We start from the raw sequence: 16,378 nt of genomic DNA on the forward strand, positions 1-16,378 counted from the left end.
TGATAAGGAAAAGTAGTATATACTATAATCCAAAGCGAGTCAGGGGCGGTGAGAGCCTGATGAGGCGGTATATGTGAAGAACACCTTGGAGTTGCTAACCGAAATTGAATCTTGTATTCAAGAGTAGACTTAGACGGGAATCCGGCCTGTTACAAACCGGGAAGTATGTATTACATACGAGTTAAAGTTGGTCTTTATGACAAATTGGGTGGTACCGCGAAGTTTAACCTTTCGTCCCTTTATGGATGAAAGGTTTTTTTGTATTTAAATATATCAGCAAAGGAGAATTTCACTATGGAAAACACATTAGTAAAAAGTCTGTATAGAGATACAGAAAAGTATGCAGGTCAAACAGTACAAGTATCAGGGTGGATTCGTAACTTACGTGATTCAAAAGCATTTGGTTTCATCGAATTAAACGACGGTAGCTTCTTCAAAAGCGTTCAAATCGTTTTCGATACAGAATTAGAGAACTTTAAAGAAATTGCAAAGCTTCCACTTAGCTCTTCGGTGAAAGTAGAAGGTAAAGTAATTGCAACGCCTGGAGCGAAGCAACCATTTGAAATTAAAGCAGAAAAAATTGATATCGAGGGCTTATCAGATTCTGATTACCCACTTCAAAAGAAGCGTCATACGTTTGAATACTTACGTACAATCGCTCACTTACGTCCAAGAACAAATGCATTCTCTGCAACGTTCCGCGTACGTTCTATCGCAGCATTTGCGATTCACCAGTTCTTCCAAGAGCGTGGATTTGTACATGTTCACACACCAATCATCACTGGTAGTGATACAGAAGGTGCTGGCGAAATGTTCCGCGTAACAACGCAAGATTTAAATAACCTACCAAAAGGTGAAGACGGAAAAGTTGATGAATCAAAAGACTTCTTCGGTAAAGAAACAAACTTAACAGTAAGTGGACAGCTGAACGCTGAAGCTTATGCATTAGCATTCCGTGATGTATATACATTCGGACCTACATTCCGTGCGGAAAACTCAAACACAACTCGCCACGCTGCTGAGTTCTGGATGGTTGAGCCTGAGATTGCATTCGCTGAGTTAGGCGATGTAATGGATCTTACAGAAGATATGCTGAAATATGCAATGAAATATGTATTAGAGCATGCACCAGAAGAGATGGACTTCTTCAACAGCTTCGTTGATAAAACAGTTCTAGAGCGTATGAACAACGTGATTAACTCTGACTTCGGTCGCATCACATATACAGAAGCAATTAAAGTACTTCAAGAATCAGGTGCTGACTTCAAATACCCAGTAGAATGGGGTATTGACTTACAAACAGAGCATGAAAGATACTTATCAGAAGAGATCTTCAAACGCCCTGTATTCGTAACTGACTACCCGAAAGACATTAAAGCGTTCTACATGCGTATGAATGAAGATGGAAAAACAGTAGCTGCTACTGACCTTCTAGTTCCTGGCATCGGCGAATTAATCGGCGGAAGTCAACGTGAAGAAAGAATGGACGTTTTAGTAGACAGAATTAAAGAATTAGGTATGAACGAAGAGGACTACTGGTGGTACTTAGAACTTAGAAAATACGGCGGTACAAAACACGCTGGATTCGGTCTAGGTTTCGAGCGCTTCCTAATGTACATCACTGGTATGGCTAACATCCGTGACGTAATTCCATTCCCAAGAACTCCAGGTTCTTCTGAGTTCTAAAATATGAAAAAAGCGAGAGGATTTCCTCTCGCTTTTTTGTTTGCATAGTTTATGACCCCGTAGCAAAAAGTAACGCGAAGGGGTGAATATAAATGAGTAAAAAAGTGAAAAAAGATCATTCAAGGTCAAGCCTTGGTTCTCCAGAAGTAGAAGGACAAGGAACGACGACACATGAAACAGGTTCACATAAAGTACCTTCATCAAATAAGAAGCAGAAACGAAGCTAACATAAAAAAGGAGAGTCTTGGCGACTCTCCTTTTTTCATGTATTACATCTTCTTATCGTTAATTTCTTTTGTAATGTTATCGACATCTTTGTCTAATCGATCGAAATAGAAAAACCACAGTAAACTCATGAACACGTAATAGATGGCCATCACGCCAAGATTATCAGATATATTTTCGAATGTGGATTTAGTAGTGAAAAAAGCTCCCCAAATGGTAGAAATAGTGAAGTAAGAAAGTGGGCCTACGAGGTGTACGAAAACATATAATATCTTTTTAACTTTTACAGCGTTCGTATGAAAAACCTCCTCTTTCTAATCATACATTCAAGTTCCTCACAGAAGTGTTGTAGTTTTGCTGGATTATGTATTAACGAGCGAGCATCGTGTTTCCCGATAAATTTTCGAATCCGAAAGTTTAATAAGAAAGATCGGCCATAGCGCTCTATTAAATCGTTGAACGCTCGTTGTTCACTTAATAGCTGAATGTTTTCCCTAATTTCAAACTGTCTTTCGTGTGGATCGCCTAGTAAAATATTTAGAATCATTTGTATAAGTAGCAATGGGGATCTCCTCTTTTGTTAGAATAATCTGTATATTATAATTATAACAAAACTATAAGGACAATAGTAGGGTGAAACAAAAAACAGGCGTTTGTAGGCTCCTGTTTTTGTCGATACTATTTTAATAAGCGAAGCGCCTTCTCCGTATTAGCGAAATGCAGTTTCACAAACTCAGGTAATCGTTCTTTACCAAGCTTTTGAATTAATTTAGCAGCAGCGATATCAACTTGTTTACCAGCACCTTTTGGAAGTGGCATACCAGCTTTTTTACTTAGTTCGTCAAACTGTTTTACGAATGAGTAGCGAGCTAAAATAGAAGCAGCGGCTACTGCTAAATGGACGCTTTCACCTTTCGTAGCGAAATAAACATTTTCACGCTGTACCTGTTTTTGTTTTGCTAAATATTTATAGTATGTATCAGGTTGTGTGAATTGATCGATTAAGACGCCTTCAGGTTTTGTAGGTGCCATTTTAGCTAATAAGTTTGTAATAGCTTTATTGTGTAGTAAAGCTTTTAACTTACCTTGGTTGTTTCCTTTATCAAATAGCTCGTTATATTTTTCATTATGAAGGACAAGGGAGCTGTAAGGAACAACGTGTAGAAGTTGTTTCGCAATGGCAGTAATTTGATCGTCATTTAAGTTTTTAGAGTCTTTTACACCAAGTTCTTTTAGTAGTGGAATTTGCTTTGCATCCACATATACAGCAACGACTGTCATCGGTCCAAAGAAATCTCCCGTACCAACTTCATCAGACCCTACAATAGACATTGTACCGATGGAAGCGGGCGGCGCATAACGATGGGAATCGACAGATTTTTTTACAGCTGTTTTCGGTGTTTGAGAGACAGTTTGCCAACGAGAAGCTTCTGCTTCAGCGCGGCCTCCTTGGAACATTACTTTTCCAGATTTATACGCTGTAATTGTGCAAGATGGTACCTTGGCCATGAAGATTCCGCCTTGTGGAATTTTTGGGCTAAGCGAATGTTTATATTGTTGTTTCATGTCTTCAATTACTGTAGAATTTGTTTGAATTACGATAGAATTTGACATAATGGTCGCCCCTTTTTTTTATATTGTTATTTTTATCATATCGGATTGTTCTTTCTGTTTCCATATTATGAAGGTTCATGGTATGATAAACTTTAGGATTCTGTACGTGATTGGAGGCCGGTGAGTTGTCACAACAAAAGGGAAAGAAAAGTCGAATTAATGTAGAAATCTATGGTCAGCAATATTCAGTTGTTGGCGATGAAAGTACAAGTCATATCCGCATGGTAGCAGCGATTGTGGATGATAAAATGCGCGAACTCAATGCCAAGAATCCTTCGCTTGACACGAGTAGACTAGCGGTATTGACGGCGGTAAACGTCATACACGATTACATAAAATTAAAAGAAGAACATGAGAAATTGAAAGAAAGTATGACAAAAAAAGGAATGGAATAACATGATTGATATTATTATCATTTTACTGCTTGTTATGGGATTTTTCCTCGGTTTACGCAGAGGGTTTATTCTGCAACTTGTAAAGTTAACAAGCTTTATTATCGCATACCTTGTTGCATACTGGTACTGTAAAGATTTAGCGCCAGCACTTGCGAAATTTATTCCGTATCCATTTGATAAAAACGTATCTGTTCCAGAATGGATTGATGCAAATAATATTGAGACAGTATTTTATCAAGCGCTTGCGTTTATCATATTGTTTATTATCACTAAAATTGCACTTTCATTACTTGGTAATTTGTTAAATATGTTTGCAGAAATACCGGTTTTAAAGCAAGTAAATGCGTTTGCGGGGGCAATCCTCGGATTTTTAGAAGTATATATTATTTTGTTTGTCTTAATTATCATTGGAAATATTCTTCCGATTGAACAAGTACAAACACCATTACAAAAATCATCAATTAGCAAAATAATTGTAGACGATACACCGATTCTATCTGAAAAGGTGAAGGAACTATGGCAGACAGGTAGCAGAGTATAACTTCTCTTTTTTCGGAAAGAGAAGTTTTTTTCTATGAAAGAAAGGCGGGGCAATGATGAAAGTAAATAAAAAACAAGTTATCAAATTATTAGAGACAATCGGGCTTTTTATGGAACTAAAGGGTGCGAATCCATTTAAAATATCTGCATTTCGTAAAGCGGCAGCAGCATTAGAAAGTGACGATCGTAGTCTTTCTGAAATTGAAGATTTCACAAAGATTCCAGGAATCGGAAAAGGAACAGCAGCCGTTATTCAAGAATATATAGAATCGGGAACATCTGAAGTATTACAAGAACTTGAGAAAGAAGTACCAAGTAGCTTATTGCCGTTATTAAAACTACCAGGACTTGGTGGTAAAAAGGTGGCTAAGTTATATAAAGAACTTGGTGTTGTTGACATGGAATCGCTAAAAGCTGTTTGTGAGGAAAATAAAGTACAGGCTTTAGCAGGTTTCGGTAAGAAGACAGAAGAGAAAATATTAGAAGCAATCGATCAAGTAGGCTCTCGTCCAGAGCGTTTACCAATTGCGATGGTATTACCTATTGCCGGGGAAATAGAGGAGAAATTGTCGAATATTGCTGAAGTCATTCGTTTCTCTCGCGCTGGTAGCTTACGCCGTGTTCGTGAGACAGTGAAAGATTTAGATTTTATCATTGCAACGACAGAACCAGCAGCGGTACGTGAGCATTTACTACAATTCGATAATATGATTGAAGTAATCGCAAGTGGAGATACAAAAGTTTCTGTCCGTCTTCAATATGAATATGATATTTCAATCGATTTTCGTTTAGTAAAACCAGAAGAGTTTATTACAACTCTTCACCATTTCACAGGATCAAAGGACCATAACGTAAAAATGCGTCAAATCGCAAAAGATAAAGGCGAGAAAATTAGTGAGTACGGTGTAGAGAACTTGGAAACAGGTGAAGTGAAAACATTTGAGACTGAAGAAGACTTCTTCGCTCATTTCGGTCTGCCATTTATTCCGCCAGAAGTGCGTGAAGATGGAAAAGAAATTGAATTAATTAAAGAGTATCCGAACTTAATTCAGTTTTCCGATATACAAGGTGATTTACATATGCATACAACTTGGAGTGACGGTGCTTTTTCTATTGAAGAAATGGTACAAGCGTGCCGTGCTCGTGGATACAAGTTTATGGCGATTACTGATCACTCGCAATATTTGAAAGTAGCGAATGGTTTAACGAAAGAGCGTCTTCGTGAGCAAGCGAAAGAAATTGAACGTATGAATGAAAAGTATCCAGACATTACAATTTTACGCGGAATTGAAATGGACATTTTACCAGATGCCTCTCTTGATTTTGATGATGAAGTATTAGAAGAATTAGACTATGTCATTGGAGCGATTCACTCTAGCTTCTCACAAGACCGTGAAACGATTATGAAGCGTCTGCGTACTGCACTTGAGAATAAACATGTCACAATGATTGCCCATCCGACAGGACGTCTTCTCGGGCGCCGTGAGGGTTATGATGTAGATACAGATTTATTAATTGAACTCGCAAAAGAGACAAATACAGTTTTAGAATTAAATGCGAATCCGAACCGTCTAGATTTAAGCGCGAAATTATTAAAACAAGCACAAGATGCTGGTGTAAAAGTAGCGATTAATACGGATGCTCATACACTTGAAATGTTAGAAGATATGGAAACAGGTGTAGCTGCAGCACGTAAAGGTTGGATTCAAAAAGATAACGTGATTAACACATGGGATATTGAACGTTTATTAGACTATATTAAACGTAATAAGTAACACAAGGGGGACCTGCAACATGTTAGAAAGAACGTTGCGTGTATTAGAATACAATAAAGTAAAAGAACAATTACTTGAACATACAGCCTCTTCACTTGGCCGTGATAAAGTGAAGAATTTAGTGCCGAGCACTGATTTTGAAGAAATTGTAGAAATGCAAGATACAACGGATGAAGCAGCGAAAGTCATTCGTTTAAAAGGTAGTGCACCATTAGGTGGCATTACGGATATTCGCTCGAATGTGAAGCGTGCAAAGATTGGAAGTATGTTAAGCCCAAATGAACTACTTGATATTGCGAATACGATGTATGGTAGCCGTAATATGAAACGTTTCATTGAAGATATGGCTGATAACGGTGTCGAGCTTCCGATTTTAGAAACTCATGTCGCTCAAATTGTATCTTTATATGAGTTAGAAAAGAAAATTACAAATTGCATCGGTGATGGCGGTGAAGTAGTCGATAGTGCGAGTGATAAACTGCGTGGTATTCGTACTCAAATTCGTACTGCGGAAAGCCGTATTCGTGAAAAGTTAGAAAATATGACGCGTTCTTCAAACGCGCAAAAGATGCTGTCTGACTCGATTGTAACAATTCGTAATGAACGTTACGTAATCCCAGTAAAACAAGAATACCGCGGCGTATATGGCGGTATTGTTCACGACCAATCTGCTTCTGGACAAACATTATTTATTGAACCACAAGTAATTGTAGAATTAAATAATGCACTACAAGAAGCACGAGTGAAAGAAAAACAAGAAATTGAACGCATCTTATTAATGTTAACAGAAGAAGTGGCAGTAGAAGCCGATATCGTTTTATCAAACGTAGAAGTAGTTGCAAATCTTGATTTCATCTTTGCGAAAGCTTTTTATGCGAAACGAATTAAAGCAACGAAACCAATTGTAAATAACGAGCGTTATATGGATTTAAGACAAGCTCGTCATCCGCTAATCGATCCAGAAATTATTGTGCCAAATAACATTATGCTAGGTAAAGATTTCACAACAATTGTTATTACAGGACCGAATACAGGTGGTAAAACAGTTACGCTGAAAACAGTTGGTATTTGTGTATTAATGGCGCAATCTGGTCTTCACATTCCAGTAATGGATGAGTCAGAGATTTGTGTATTTAAAAATATCTTTGCTGATATCGGTGATGAGCAGTCGATTGAACAAAGCTTAAGTACGTTCTCCTCACATATGGTGAACATTGTAGATATTTTAGAAAAAGCTGATTTTGAAAGCTTAGTTTTATTTGATGAATTAGGTGCTGGAACAGACCCGCAAGAAGGTGCTGCACTAGCAATTTCGATTTTAGATGAAGTATGTAACCGCGGTGCTCGCGTTGTTGCTACGACGCATTACCCAGAATTAAAAGCGTACGGATATAACCGTGAGCAAGTTATTAATGCGAGTGTTGAGTTCGATGTGAACACATTAAGCCCAACGTATAAATTATTAATCGGTGTACCAGGTCGTAGTAACGCCTTTGAAATTTCGAAGCGCCTTGGATTATCTGATCGCGTTATTGACCAAGCACGTAACCACATTAGTACAGATACAAACAAAATTGAGAATATGATTGCGAAGTTAGAAGAAAGTCAAAAGAATGCAGAGCGTGACTGGAACGAAGCAGAGGCACTTCGCAAACAATCTGAGAAACTTCATCGTGAGTTGCAACGTCAAATTATTGAGTTTAACGATGAGCGTGATGAAAAACTATTAAAAGCGCAAAAAGAAGGGGAAGAAAAAGTCGAAGCTGCGAAGAAAGAAGCAGAAGGTATTATTCAAGAACTTCGTCAATTGCGTAAAGCACAGCTTGTAAATGTGAAAGACCATGAGCTTATTGAAGCGAAGAGCCGTCTAGAAGGAACAGCGCCAGAGCTTGTGAAGAAACAAAAAGTAAACGTGAAAAACACTGCGCCGAAACAACAGTTACGCGCAGGTGATGAAGTAAAAGTATTAACGTTCGGTCAAAAGGGTCAATTACTTGAAAAAGTAAGTGATACAGAGTGGAGCGTACAAATCGGTATTCTGAAGATGAAAGTAAAAGAATCTAACATGGAATACATTAACACACCGAAGCAAACAGAGAAAAAAGCAGTCGCAAGTGTGAAGGGTAGAGATTACCACGTTTCATTGGAACTTGATCTTCGCGGTGAACGTTATGAAGATGCAATGATGCGCGTTGAAAAATATTTAGACGATGCCCAGCTTGCAAGTTATCCTCGTGTATCAATCATTCACGGTAAAGGAACAGGAGCGCTTCGCCAAGGTGTACAAGATTACTTGAAGAAGCATCGCGGCGTGAAGAATTACCGTTACGGTGACATGGGCGAGGGAGGCCTAGGCGTAACAGTTGTCGAATTAAAATAGCAAACAACGAAACAAAGGGGAAACCATTATATGTTTATGGACAAACTTGCAAAAGTATTGTTAGCTTGTTGTGGAATATTTTTGGTGATTGGGGTTATTTATTTAGTTGTTTTTGCGAAGTGAAAAAGCGTCAATCGTGGCATAATGATATTGCCATAGATTGACGTTTTTATTATATATGAAAAGGAATAAAACATGAAAATCAACCAATACATAAGCGAAGCAAAATCATGCTCAAGACGTGAAACAGACCGCCTTATTAAAGCTGGACGCGTGGCTATTAATGGCGAAATATGTACGCACGGTGCACTTGTGAGCGATGGTGATGTTGTAACGATTGATGGACAGGTTATTGCGAAAGAAGAGAAAGAAAAGGTGTATATCGCATTTCATAAACCAGTCGGAATTACTTGTACAGCAGCTGATCATATTGAAGATAATATTATTGATTATATCAATTACCCAGAGCGAATCTTTCCAGTTGGGCGATTAGATAAAGCATCAGAAGGACTTATTTTATTAACGAATGATGGCGCGATTGCCAATCAAATTTTACACGGTGATCACGAACACGAGAAAGAATATGTTGTCACAGTCGATAAACCTTTTACGGACTGGTTTATTGATGAGATGTCCAGCGGTGTAAAGATTAAAGATGGTATGACGAAGCCGTGCAAAGTGACGAGAGTCGATCAATCAACATTTCGTATCGTTTTAACGCAAGGAATGAACAGGCAAATTCGTAGAATGAGTCGTGCTTTCGGATTTACTGTAATAAAGCTAAAGCGAGTGCGCATTATGAATATAGAGCTAAATGAGCTTGGAGTAGGAAAATGGCGGAACATTGCAACTGAGGAATTAGAGATATTAAAAGGGCAGTTATAGGGAGGAAAAATTTTCTCCCTATATTTTTTTGTCAGAAAAAATAAAACTATTGATTTTTTAAAAAATAGCCCATATAATAAAAAACAACAAGTTTCGACAAGATATTTTATAAAAGTAATGATGAGGACATGAGTTGTATTTTACGATTCTCAGAGAGGGGAGCCTTAGGCTGTGAGCTTCCTAATACGAAAAGACAAGCTTACCACCTCTAAACTTCAAGAGTGAACTGCATACATGATGCATTGTAATTCTTGACGGATAAAACCGTTATCAATTTACACGAGCTATAAAATGAGCTTATTTTGCTATAAATTCATTTTATTAGAATAAGGGTGGAACCACGATTTCAACACTCGTCCCTTTGTTAGGGACGGGTGTTTTTTGCGTTCTTTTACGGGGAAGTATGCTTGAAAGAGGATATGTGACGGATTTTAATTCAGAATATTTTGTCAATTAATTATTTTAGGAGGTTAGTAGAAATGAAATCATCTTTAAAGTTTTCAGAGATGTTTGCAATAAGTTTAATGTTATTTGCACTGTTTTTTGGTGCAGGCAATATGATTTTTCCACCAGCGTTAGGGCAAGGTGCTGGAACGGACGTATGGATCGCGCTGTTTGGTTTTATCGTAACAGGGGTTGGACTACCTTTATTAGGAGTAATTGTTATAGCTTTAAAGGGAGATATTAATGAGCTAGCAGGACGTGTACATCCTATATTCGCACTTGTTTTTATCACTGCAATTTATTTATGTTTAGGCGTATTCGTAAGTGTGCCGCGTACAGGAACAGTAGCTTATGAGATGAGTGTTGCACCGTTTTTACCAAGTGAGATAGCTGGTCAGTCATATCCACTTGTTATCTTTACACTTATTTTCTTTGCAGTCACTTTCTATTTAGCTTTAAATCCTTCGAAATTAGTGGGGCGTATTGGTAAAGTGCTAACTCCAATACTATTAGCTGTTATTGCAATTATCGTAGGTAAAGCACTTATTACACCAATTGGAGAATTTGGTGCACCGACAGAAGCGTATAGTGCTCCTCTCTTTAAAGGATTTATTGATGGATATTTAACTTTAGATGGACTTGCAGCACTGGTATTCGGAAATGTTGTAATTCATGCGTTAAAAGAAAAAGGCATTACAAATAAAAATAGTATTGCAAAAGTAACAATCTTTGCAGGATTTATTGCAGCGCTTGGTTTACTACTTGTGTATTTAGCGCTTGCGTATCTTGGAGCTTCTAGTGTATCGCTTGGAATGGGCGCAAACGGAGGAATTATTTTAACAAATGTCGTGAATCATTTATTTGGTAGCTACGGAACTTTATTACTAGGGATCGCAATTACAGCAGCATGTTTAACAACTTCTGTAGGTATTGTTGCAGCTTGTGGTGATTACTTCTCTTCCTTATTACCAAAGCTTTCTTATCAAAAAGTCGTTTTTATTTTCTGTGTATTAGCATTTATGGTAGCAAACCTTGGGTTAACTCAGTTAAATGCATTAGCATTACCAATCTTAATCGCCATTTATCCAATTGGAATCGTACTTATCGTATTATCACTTGTTGAAAACTACGTTCGTCTTCCATTAGCGATGTATGTGGGCGGGATTGTAGGAGCATTTGCAATAAGTTTCTTTGATGGGTTACACAATGCAAACCTTCAAATTGCAGCGCTAGCACCTATTTTAGATAAGATTCCATTATATAGTGTAGGAATTGGTTGGTTAGTTCCAGGCATAATCGGTATAGGATTTGGTTATATAGTTTCTAAGTTTCAAAAGCAGGAAATTGCTGTAGAAAAATAGAGAAAAGAGGCTTTCTATAATAGAAAGTCTCTTTTTTTGTAGAAAAAGCCATATATAGAGAAATTCAGATATTAAAAATTTTATACGTAATATAGTTGACAAAAAATTTATGAGTAGGCTAAGATTGACTTAGTTGTGGAAATATTGGAAGGGAAGTGAGGGAAAAGGGGTTTCTATAACTAAAGTGTTGTTAGGGGGAAGAGGTGAAAGAAGAGGAGAAGAGATAGTTTATTTTTTTTGATTTATATTGAGAATGATAATCAATAAATGAGTTTTGTAATTTTTTCTCAGTTTCTATGCCTTCATATAAGGAATAGGGTGAGATATTATTTTTAACATTCAATGAGAATGATAATCAATAATGCTTATGTTACATAAAAGAATGCTAATTAAATAATAGGTAGAAGAGATTATTTTTTTTCTTATAAATTGAGAATAATTATCATTTTCAAAAAGTGAAGTGAAAGATAACAAAGGAGGAAACAAGAAAAATGAAAAAGGTTTCTGTATTACCCGCTTTTATTATAACGTTCGTATGTATGCTAGCTTTTCTTGTAATGCCATACGGGAATGCATCAGCAAAACTAGCTGATGGTACTTACGATATTAATTACGTAATTCAAAAAGCGGAAAATGATTCAGCTTCAATGGCAAATGACTATTTTGAAAAGCCAGCAAAATTAATAGTGAAAAACGGTGAGATGAGAGTACAAGTTCCGATGAATCATAGTGCTTGGATTACAGAATTTAAAGCACCAGAGAACGGGAATTTTGTTGATGCGAAAGTTGTTAGTAAAGATGAATCGGCAGATAAAAGAACAGTAGAGTTTAAAGTAGATGATTTATCCAAACCAGCAGCTGTAAAAATTCATGTTGTTGTACCAAATGCAAACTATGACCACCACTACACAATTCGTTTTGCTTTTGATGCAAATGTAAAAGCTGTAGGTGGCGATAACGGCGTAGCTGCTACAACAAAAAATAATGATCAAGCGAAAACAGATACACAAGTAAAAGAAGAGAAAACAAAAGTAGAGAGTAAGGAAACAGCTAAAGAAGCGAACAAAGAAACAAAAAATGAAAATGAAAATGGAAAAGCTGAAAAAACAGATAACCCAAAAACAGGCGATGAAGCACGTATTGGATTGTTTGCAGCGTTAATTCTTATTTCAGGTGCTTTCTTAATTCGTAAAGTGAAATTGAGTAAATAAATCTTTTGAAGGGTGATGAATATATGTTTAAACAATTTAAAATGATTATTGCCGTATTTGCTGTTTTATTTACATTTATCGCAACACTAGGTTTACAAGATGCAAAGGCTGCTACAAAACTAGCTGATGGAAAATATAATATTGCTTTTACTGTATGGAAAGGCGATAAAGATGAATCGTCTAGAATGAATAGTTATTTTGAAAGCCCAGCAACATTAACAGTTAAAAATGGAAAACAATATGTTTCATTTAAAGTGAAAGATAGTGCTTCTATTAAAAGTTTCCAAGTAGAAAAAGATGGTCAATTTGTAGAAACAACCGTGTTAAGTGAAAACAAAAAAGATAATACTAGAGTTGTAGAATTTGAAGTTGCTGACTTGTCAAAAAAACTAAATGGCAAGGTGAAAATTAATATTCCAATTATTAATTATAATGCTTCGTATGATATTCGCTTTGTATTTGATGGGAACAGTATTAAATAATTTTCAAAAGGGAGAGTCGTTCCATTGAACAGGTATACAAAAATTATTGTTGCTATGTTTTTAATGATATTTACATTCGTATCAACATTACAACCACTTGCAGTTCAAGCAGCTACCAAGTTGGCTGACGGTGAATATTCAATTGGCTTCAAAGTTTTAAAAGATACATCAGATGAAGAATCGATGATGAATCAATATTCAGTAAGCCCGGGAACTTTAAAAGTGAAAGATGGGAAAAAGAAAGTATCCTTTACATTAACGAATAGTTCATGGATTACGAAGTTTGAAACAGAAAAAGCAGGTAAGCTAGTTGCGACAAATGTAATTAGTGAAGATAAAGAAAAAGATACAAGAGTAGTAGAATTTGATGTAGAAGATGTAGCGAAGGTATTAAACGCAAAAGTAAAAGTAGATATTGATTTTTTAAATTATCATCATGAGTACGACGTTCGTATTGCATTTGATCAAAATAGCATTACACCAATTCATGTAGAAAAACCAAATGAAAAAGAGGACCCAGCTAATAAGCCAGATCCAAATGAAACTACCGATCCAGGTCAGAAGCCCGACCAAAAGCCTGACCCAGATCAACAACCAAATTCTAACACAATTAAAGATGGTGCGTACAGCATTCCATTTAAAGTATTAAAAGATCAAACAGATGAAGAATCTAAGATGAATACTTACATGGTAAATCCAGGAGTATTAAAAGTAGAAAACGGTAAGAAAAAAGCAATTGTAACACTAAAAAGTAGCTCATTAATTAAAAATTTCCAAACGGAAAAAGATGGCGCATTTGTTGATGCAAAAGTAGTGAGTGAGGATAAGGAAAAAGATACAAGAGTAGTAGAGTTTGAAGTAAACGATTTATCTAAAAAACTAAATACAAAAGTATTTATCGAAATGGCATCAAGAAATTATAAGCAAACGCATGATGTACAACTTTTATTTGAACAAGATAAACTTGAACAAATTAAAAATGAAGAGAAACAACCAGAAGTAGAAAAACCGGAAGCAGAAAAACCAGAAGTAGAAAAACCGGAAGCAGAAAAACCAGAAGTAGAAAAACCGGAAGCAGAAAAACCAGAAGTAGAAAAACCAGAAGTAGAAAAACCAGAAGTAGAAAAACCAGAAGTAGAAAAACCAGAAGTAGAAAAACCGGAAGTAGAAAAACCAGAAGCAGAAAAACCAGATGAAAATAAAAAACCAGATGCTGAAACAATTAAAGATGGTGAATACAGCATCAACTTTAAAGCATTAAAAGATCAAACAGACGAAATTTCAATGATGAACACATATACAAAAAGTCCAGGTGTGCTAAAAGTAAAAGATGGTAAGAAGTATGTATCATTTACGTTAACGAACAGTTCTTGGATTACAAAATTTGAATTTGAGAAAAATGGTTCGTTTGTTGATGCAAAAGTAATAAGTGAAGATAAAAAAACTGATACACGCGTAGTGGAAGTAGAAGTACCAGATTTATCGAAAAAGTTAAATGCAAAAGTAAAAGTAGATATCGATTCAATGAATTATCACCATTTTTACGATATTCAATTTGCATTTGATAAAGGTAGCATTAAGCCGTTAGATAACCAAGGAGGAAACGACAACCAAGGAGGAAATAACAACCAAGGAGGAAACGACAACCAAGGAGGAAATAACAACCAAGGTGGAAACGACAACCAAGATAATAACACAACAATTGATCCAAAAGCTCTTAAAGATGGTGAATACAGCATTGGCTTTAAAGTGTTAAAAGATCAAACAGATGAAATCTCAATGATGAACACATACACAAAAAGCCCAGGTGTATTAAAAGTAAAAGATGGTAAGAAATACGTATCGTTTACATTAACAAATAGTACATGGATTACGAAATTTGAATTTGAGAAGAATGGTTCTTTCGTTAATGCAAAAGTGTTAAGTGAAAATAAAGAACAAAATACAAGAGTAGTAGAAGTAGAAGTAAACGATTTGTCTAAAAAATTAAATGCAAAAGTAAAAGTAGATATTGATTCAATGAATTATCACCATTTCTACGATGTTCAATTTGTATTTGATCAAGACAGTATTAAAGCTTTAGGGAACCAAGGAGGAAACGACAACCAAGGAGGAAACGACAACCAAGGCGGGAATGACAACCAAGGTGGGAATGGAAACCAAGGTGGAAATAATAACCCGAAAGTAATAGTTGATCCGAAAAATCCAGTGACTACACCGAAAGTAGATAATGTAAAAACAGTAGGTACTCCTGATTTTAACCGAAATGCAGATGGTCAGAAGAAAAAAGAAGATACAAAAAATGATTCGAAAAAAGAGAAAAACTCAAAAACTGCAGATACAGCACAACTTGGTTTATACATGGTGTTACTGCTAGGTTCACTTGCTTTACTAGTTCGTAAATATAGAGCAGGTAGATTGTAATTTTTGGAGTCTTGATGCATGTTCGCGTGCATCAAGACTTGTTTCATATTGTATGGAAGGGAGTGGTGATTGAGAGTGAAGAAAATCGTAAGTGTACTAATGGCTATCATTTTGTTAATGAGTATAGCCGGGTGCTCATCACCAAAAAAAGAAACAGCAAAGCAGGTAAAGAGTGAGAGTAAGGAGCGCGTTGTTGCAACAACAGTGGCTGTTACTGAAATTATGGATGCGTTAGAAGTAGATTTAGTCGGCGTTCCAACAAGTTCTAAAACTTTACCGAAGCGATATAAAGGTTTACCTGAAGTTGGGAATCCAATGAGTCCAGATATGGAAAAGGTAAAGTCATTAAAGCCTTCAGAAGTGTTATCTGTGACAACACTTGAATATGAATTAAAGCCAGTTTTTGATGATGTGGGTATGAAAGCAAACTTTTTAGATTTAACGAGTTTAAAAAATATGCAAAGTTCTATTAGCGATTTAGGTAAGAAATATGGACGTGAAAAGCAGGCTGAAGCAGTAGTAACTAAGTTAGATAAAAAGGTTGCTAGCATTCAAAAGGAAGTAAAAGGAAAGAAAGAACCGACAGTGCTTATTTTATTAGGTGTGCCGGGCAGTTATTTAGTAGCAACAGAGCATTCTTATATTGGAGATTTAGTGAAACAACTAGGTGGTAAAAATATTGTGCAAGGTGAACAAGTAGAATATTTAGCTTCTAATACAGAGTATTTAAAGAAAGCTGATCCAGATATTATTTTACGAGCAGCTCATGGTATGCCTGATGAAGTTGTAAAAATGTTTGATAAAGAATTTAAAACAAATGACATTTGGAAACACTTTGCTGCGGTTAAAAATAACCGTGTTTACGATTTAGAAGAGCGTTTATTTGGAACGACAGGCAATTTAGCAGCAATTGAAGCGTTAGATGAATTGAAAAATATGATGTATCCGTGATGCAT

General features: G+C 36.2%; 15 protein-coding genes and 2 other annotated features (1 of these 17 running past the window's edge). Of the genes, 12 read left to right on the top strand and 3 right to left on the bottom strand.

What is annotated here, in order from left to right; translation table 11 throughout:
* Positions 1 to 242 (top strand) — a binding site (T-box leader) (it extends 10 nt beyond the left edge of the window).
* A gap of 52 nt (positions 243 to 294) precedes the next feature.
* Together asnS and AC1Q8M_RS16345 are read left to right on the top strand one after the other, a co-directional pair.
* On the top strand, positions 295 to 1,686 hold the full coding sequence (asnS, locus tag AC1Q8M_RS16340; protein WP_000432187.1) for an asparagine--tRNA ligase: 1,392 nt from the start codon (positions 295 to 297) through the stop codon (positions 1,684 to 1,686).
* 92 nt (positions 1,687 to 1,778) lie between these two features.
* Positions 1,779 to 1,913: a YuzL family protein gene (locus AC1Q8M_RS16345; protein WP_000039592.1), complete on the top strand. Its 135-nt coding sequence runs from the start codon at positions 1,779 to 1,781 to the stop codon at positions 1,911 to 1,913.
* Between the two features lie 42 nt (positions 1,914 to 1,955).
* Here AC1Q8M_RS16345 and AC1Q8M_RS16350 read toward each other — a convergent pair whose 3' ends face one another.
* The 3 genes from AC1Q8M_RS16350 to rnhC form a co-directional block, all read right to left on the bottom strand.
* Entirely contained in the window at positions 1,956 to 2,183 is a 228-nt protein-coding gene (locus AC1Q8M_RS16350; RefSeq protein WP_071713960.1) for a hypothetical protein, read from the bottom strand.
* A gap of 11 nt (positions 2,184 to 2,194) precedes the next feature.
* Positions 2,195 to 2,473, bottom strand: a complete 279-nt coding sequence (locus AC1Q8M_RS16355) for a hypothetical protein (protein WP_000924589.1) — start codon at positions 2,471 to 2,473, stop codon at positions 2,195 to 2,197.
* Between the two features lie 116 nt (positions 2,474 to 2,589).
* Positions 2,590 to 3,525, bottom strand: a complete 936-nt coding sequence (gene rnhC / locus AC1Q8M_RS16360; RefSeq protein WP_000071572.1) for a ribonuclease HIII — start codon at positions 3,523 to 3,525, stop codon at positions 2,590 to 2,592.
* A 125-nt stretch (positions 3,526 to 3,650) separates the two neighbouring features.
* On the opposite strand from rnhC, the gene zapA reads away from it, so the two are divergent.
* The 10 genes from zapA (at position 3,651) to isdE (ending at position 16,373) form a co-directional block, all read left to right on the top strand.
* Positions 3,651 to 3,920 carry a cell division protein ZapA gene (zapA, locus tag AC1Q8M_RS16365; protein ID WP_000082701.1) on the top strand — a complete coding sequence of 90 codons (270 nt, stop codon included), beginning with the start codon at positions 3,651 to 3,653 and terminating at the stop codon, positions 3,918 to 3,920.
* Between the two features lies 1 nt (position 3,921).
* A complete protein-coding gene (locus AC1Q8M_RS16370) occupies positions 3,922 to 4,461 on the top strand; it encodes a CvpA family protein (RefSeq protein ID WP_000565409.1) in 540 nt (179 codons plus the stop codon).
* 55 nt (positions 4,462 to 4,516) lie between these two features.
* Positions 4,517 to 6,235, top strand: a complete 1,719-nt coding sequence (polX, locus tag AC1Q8M_RS16375) for a DNA polymerase/3'-5' exonuclease PolX (protein WP_000867533.1) — start codon at positions 4,517 to 4,519, stop codon at positions 6,233 to 6,235.
* 19 nt (positions 6,236 to 6,254) lie between these two features.
* Positions 6,255 to 8,615: an endonuclease MutS2 gene (locus AC1Q8M_RS16380; RefSeq protein ID WP_000893743.1), complete on the top strand. Its 2,361-nt coding sequence runs from the start codon at positions 6,255 to 6,257 to the stop codon at positions 8,613 to 8,615.
* 195 nt (positions 8,616 to 8,810) lie between these two features.
* Positions 8,811 to 9,500 (top strand): 23S rRNA pseudouridine(2604) synthase RluF, encoded by a 690-nt coding sequence (locus AC1Q8M_RS16385; protein WP_000700737.1) that lies wholly within the window; start codon positions 8,811 to 8,813, stop codon positions 9,498 to 9,500.
* Between the two features lie 108 nt (positions 9,501 to 9,608).
* Positions 9,609 to 9,864, top strand: a binding site (T-box leader).
* Positions 9,865 to 9,979: 115 nt separating this feature from the next.
* Positions 9,980 to 11,305 carry a branched-chain amino acid transport system II carrier protein BrnQ6 gene (gene brnQ6, locus AC1Q8M_RS16390; RefSeq protein ID WP_000842650.1) on the top strand — a complete coding sequence of 442 codons (1,326 nt, stop codon included), beginning with the start codon at positions 9,980 to 9,982 and terminating at the stop codon, positions 11,303 to 11,305.
* A 491-nt stretch (positions 11,306 to 11,796) separates the two neighbouring features.
* Positions 11,797 to 12,516, top strand: coding sequence for a heme uptake protein IsdC (isdC, locus tag AC1Q8M_RS16395; protein WP_000757949.1), 720 nt, complete (start codon positions 11,797 to 11,799; stop codon positions 12,514 to 12,516).
* A 23-nt stretch (positions 12,517 to 12,539) separates the two neighbouring features.
* Positions 12,540 to 12,998, top strand: a complete 459-nt coding sequence (isdX1, locus tag AC1Q8M_RS16400; RefSeq protein WP_000476164.1) for an NEAT domain-containing hemophore IsdX1 — start codon at positions 12,540 to 12,542, stop codon at positions 12,996 to 12,998.
* Between the two features lie 24 nt (positions 12,999 to 13,022).
* The gene (gene isdX2 / locus AC1Q8M_RS16405) at positions 13,023 to 15,422 is read left to right on the top strand and encodes an NEAT domain-containing hemophore IsdX2 (protein ID WP_492334166.1); all 2,400 of its coding nucleotides are present in this window, start codon (positions 13,023 to 13,025) and stop codon (positions 15,420 to 15,422) included.
* Positions 15,423 to 15,491: 69 nt separating this feature from the next.
* Positions 15,492 to 16,373 (top strand): heme ABC transporter substrate-binding protein IsdE, encoded by an 882-nt coding sequence (isdE, locus tag AC1Q8M_RS16410; RefSeq protein ID WP_002094153.1) that lies wholly within the window; start codon positions 15,492 to 15,494, stop codon positions 16,371 to 16,373.
* The last annotated feature ends 5 nt before the right edge of the window (positions 16,374 to 16,378 follow it).

The organism is Bacillus sp. GW823-FHT06A10 (assembly GCF_058795375.1).

What these genes read in the sequence shown, in the direction of transcription:
- AC1Q8M_RS16345 (WP_000039592.1), top strand. Translation starts at nt 1,779, where the DNA reads ATGAGTAAAAAAGTGAAAAAAGATCATTCAAGGTCAAGCCTTGGTTCT.
- polX (WP_000867533.1), top strand. Translation starts at nt 4,517, where the DNA reads ATGAAAGTAAATAAAAAACAAGTTATCAAATTATTAGAGACAATCGGG.
- AC1Q8M_RS16385 (WP_000700737.1), top strand. Translation starts at nt 8,811, where the DNA reads ATGAAAATCAACCAATACATAAGCGAAGCAAAATCATGCTCAAGACGT.
- asnS (WP_000432187.1), top strand. Translation starts at nt 295, where the DNA reads ATGGAAAACACATTAGTAAAAAGTCTGTATAGAGATACAGAAAAGTAT.
- AC1Q8M_RS16370 (WP_000565409.1), top strand. Translation starts at nt 3,922, where the DNA reads ATGATTGATATTATTATCATTTTACTGCTTGTTATGGGATTTTTCCTC.
- rnhC (WP_000071572.1), bottom strand. Translation starts at nt 3,525, where the DNA reads ATGTCAAATTCTATCGTAATTCAAACAAATTCTACAGTAATTGAAGAC.
- isdC (WP_000757949.1), top strand. Translation starts at nt 11,797, where the DNA reads ATGAAAAAGGTTTCTGTATTACCCGCTTTTATTATAACGTTCGTATGT.
- brnQ6 (WP_000842650.1), top strand. Translation starts at nt 9,980, where the DNA reads ATGAAATCATCTTTAAAGTTTTCAGAGATGTTTGCAATAAGTTTAATG.
- AC1Q8M_RS16380 (WP_000893743.1), top strand. Translation starts at nt 6,255, where the DNA reads ATGTTAGAAAGAACGTTGCGTGTATTAGAATACAATAAAGTAAAAGAA.
- isdX1 (WP_000476164.1), top strand. Translation starts at nt 12,540, where the DNA reads ATGTTTAAACAATTTAAAATGATTATTGCCGTATTTGCTGTTTTATTT.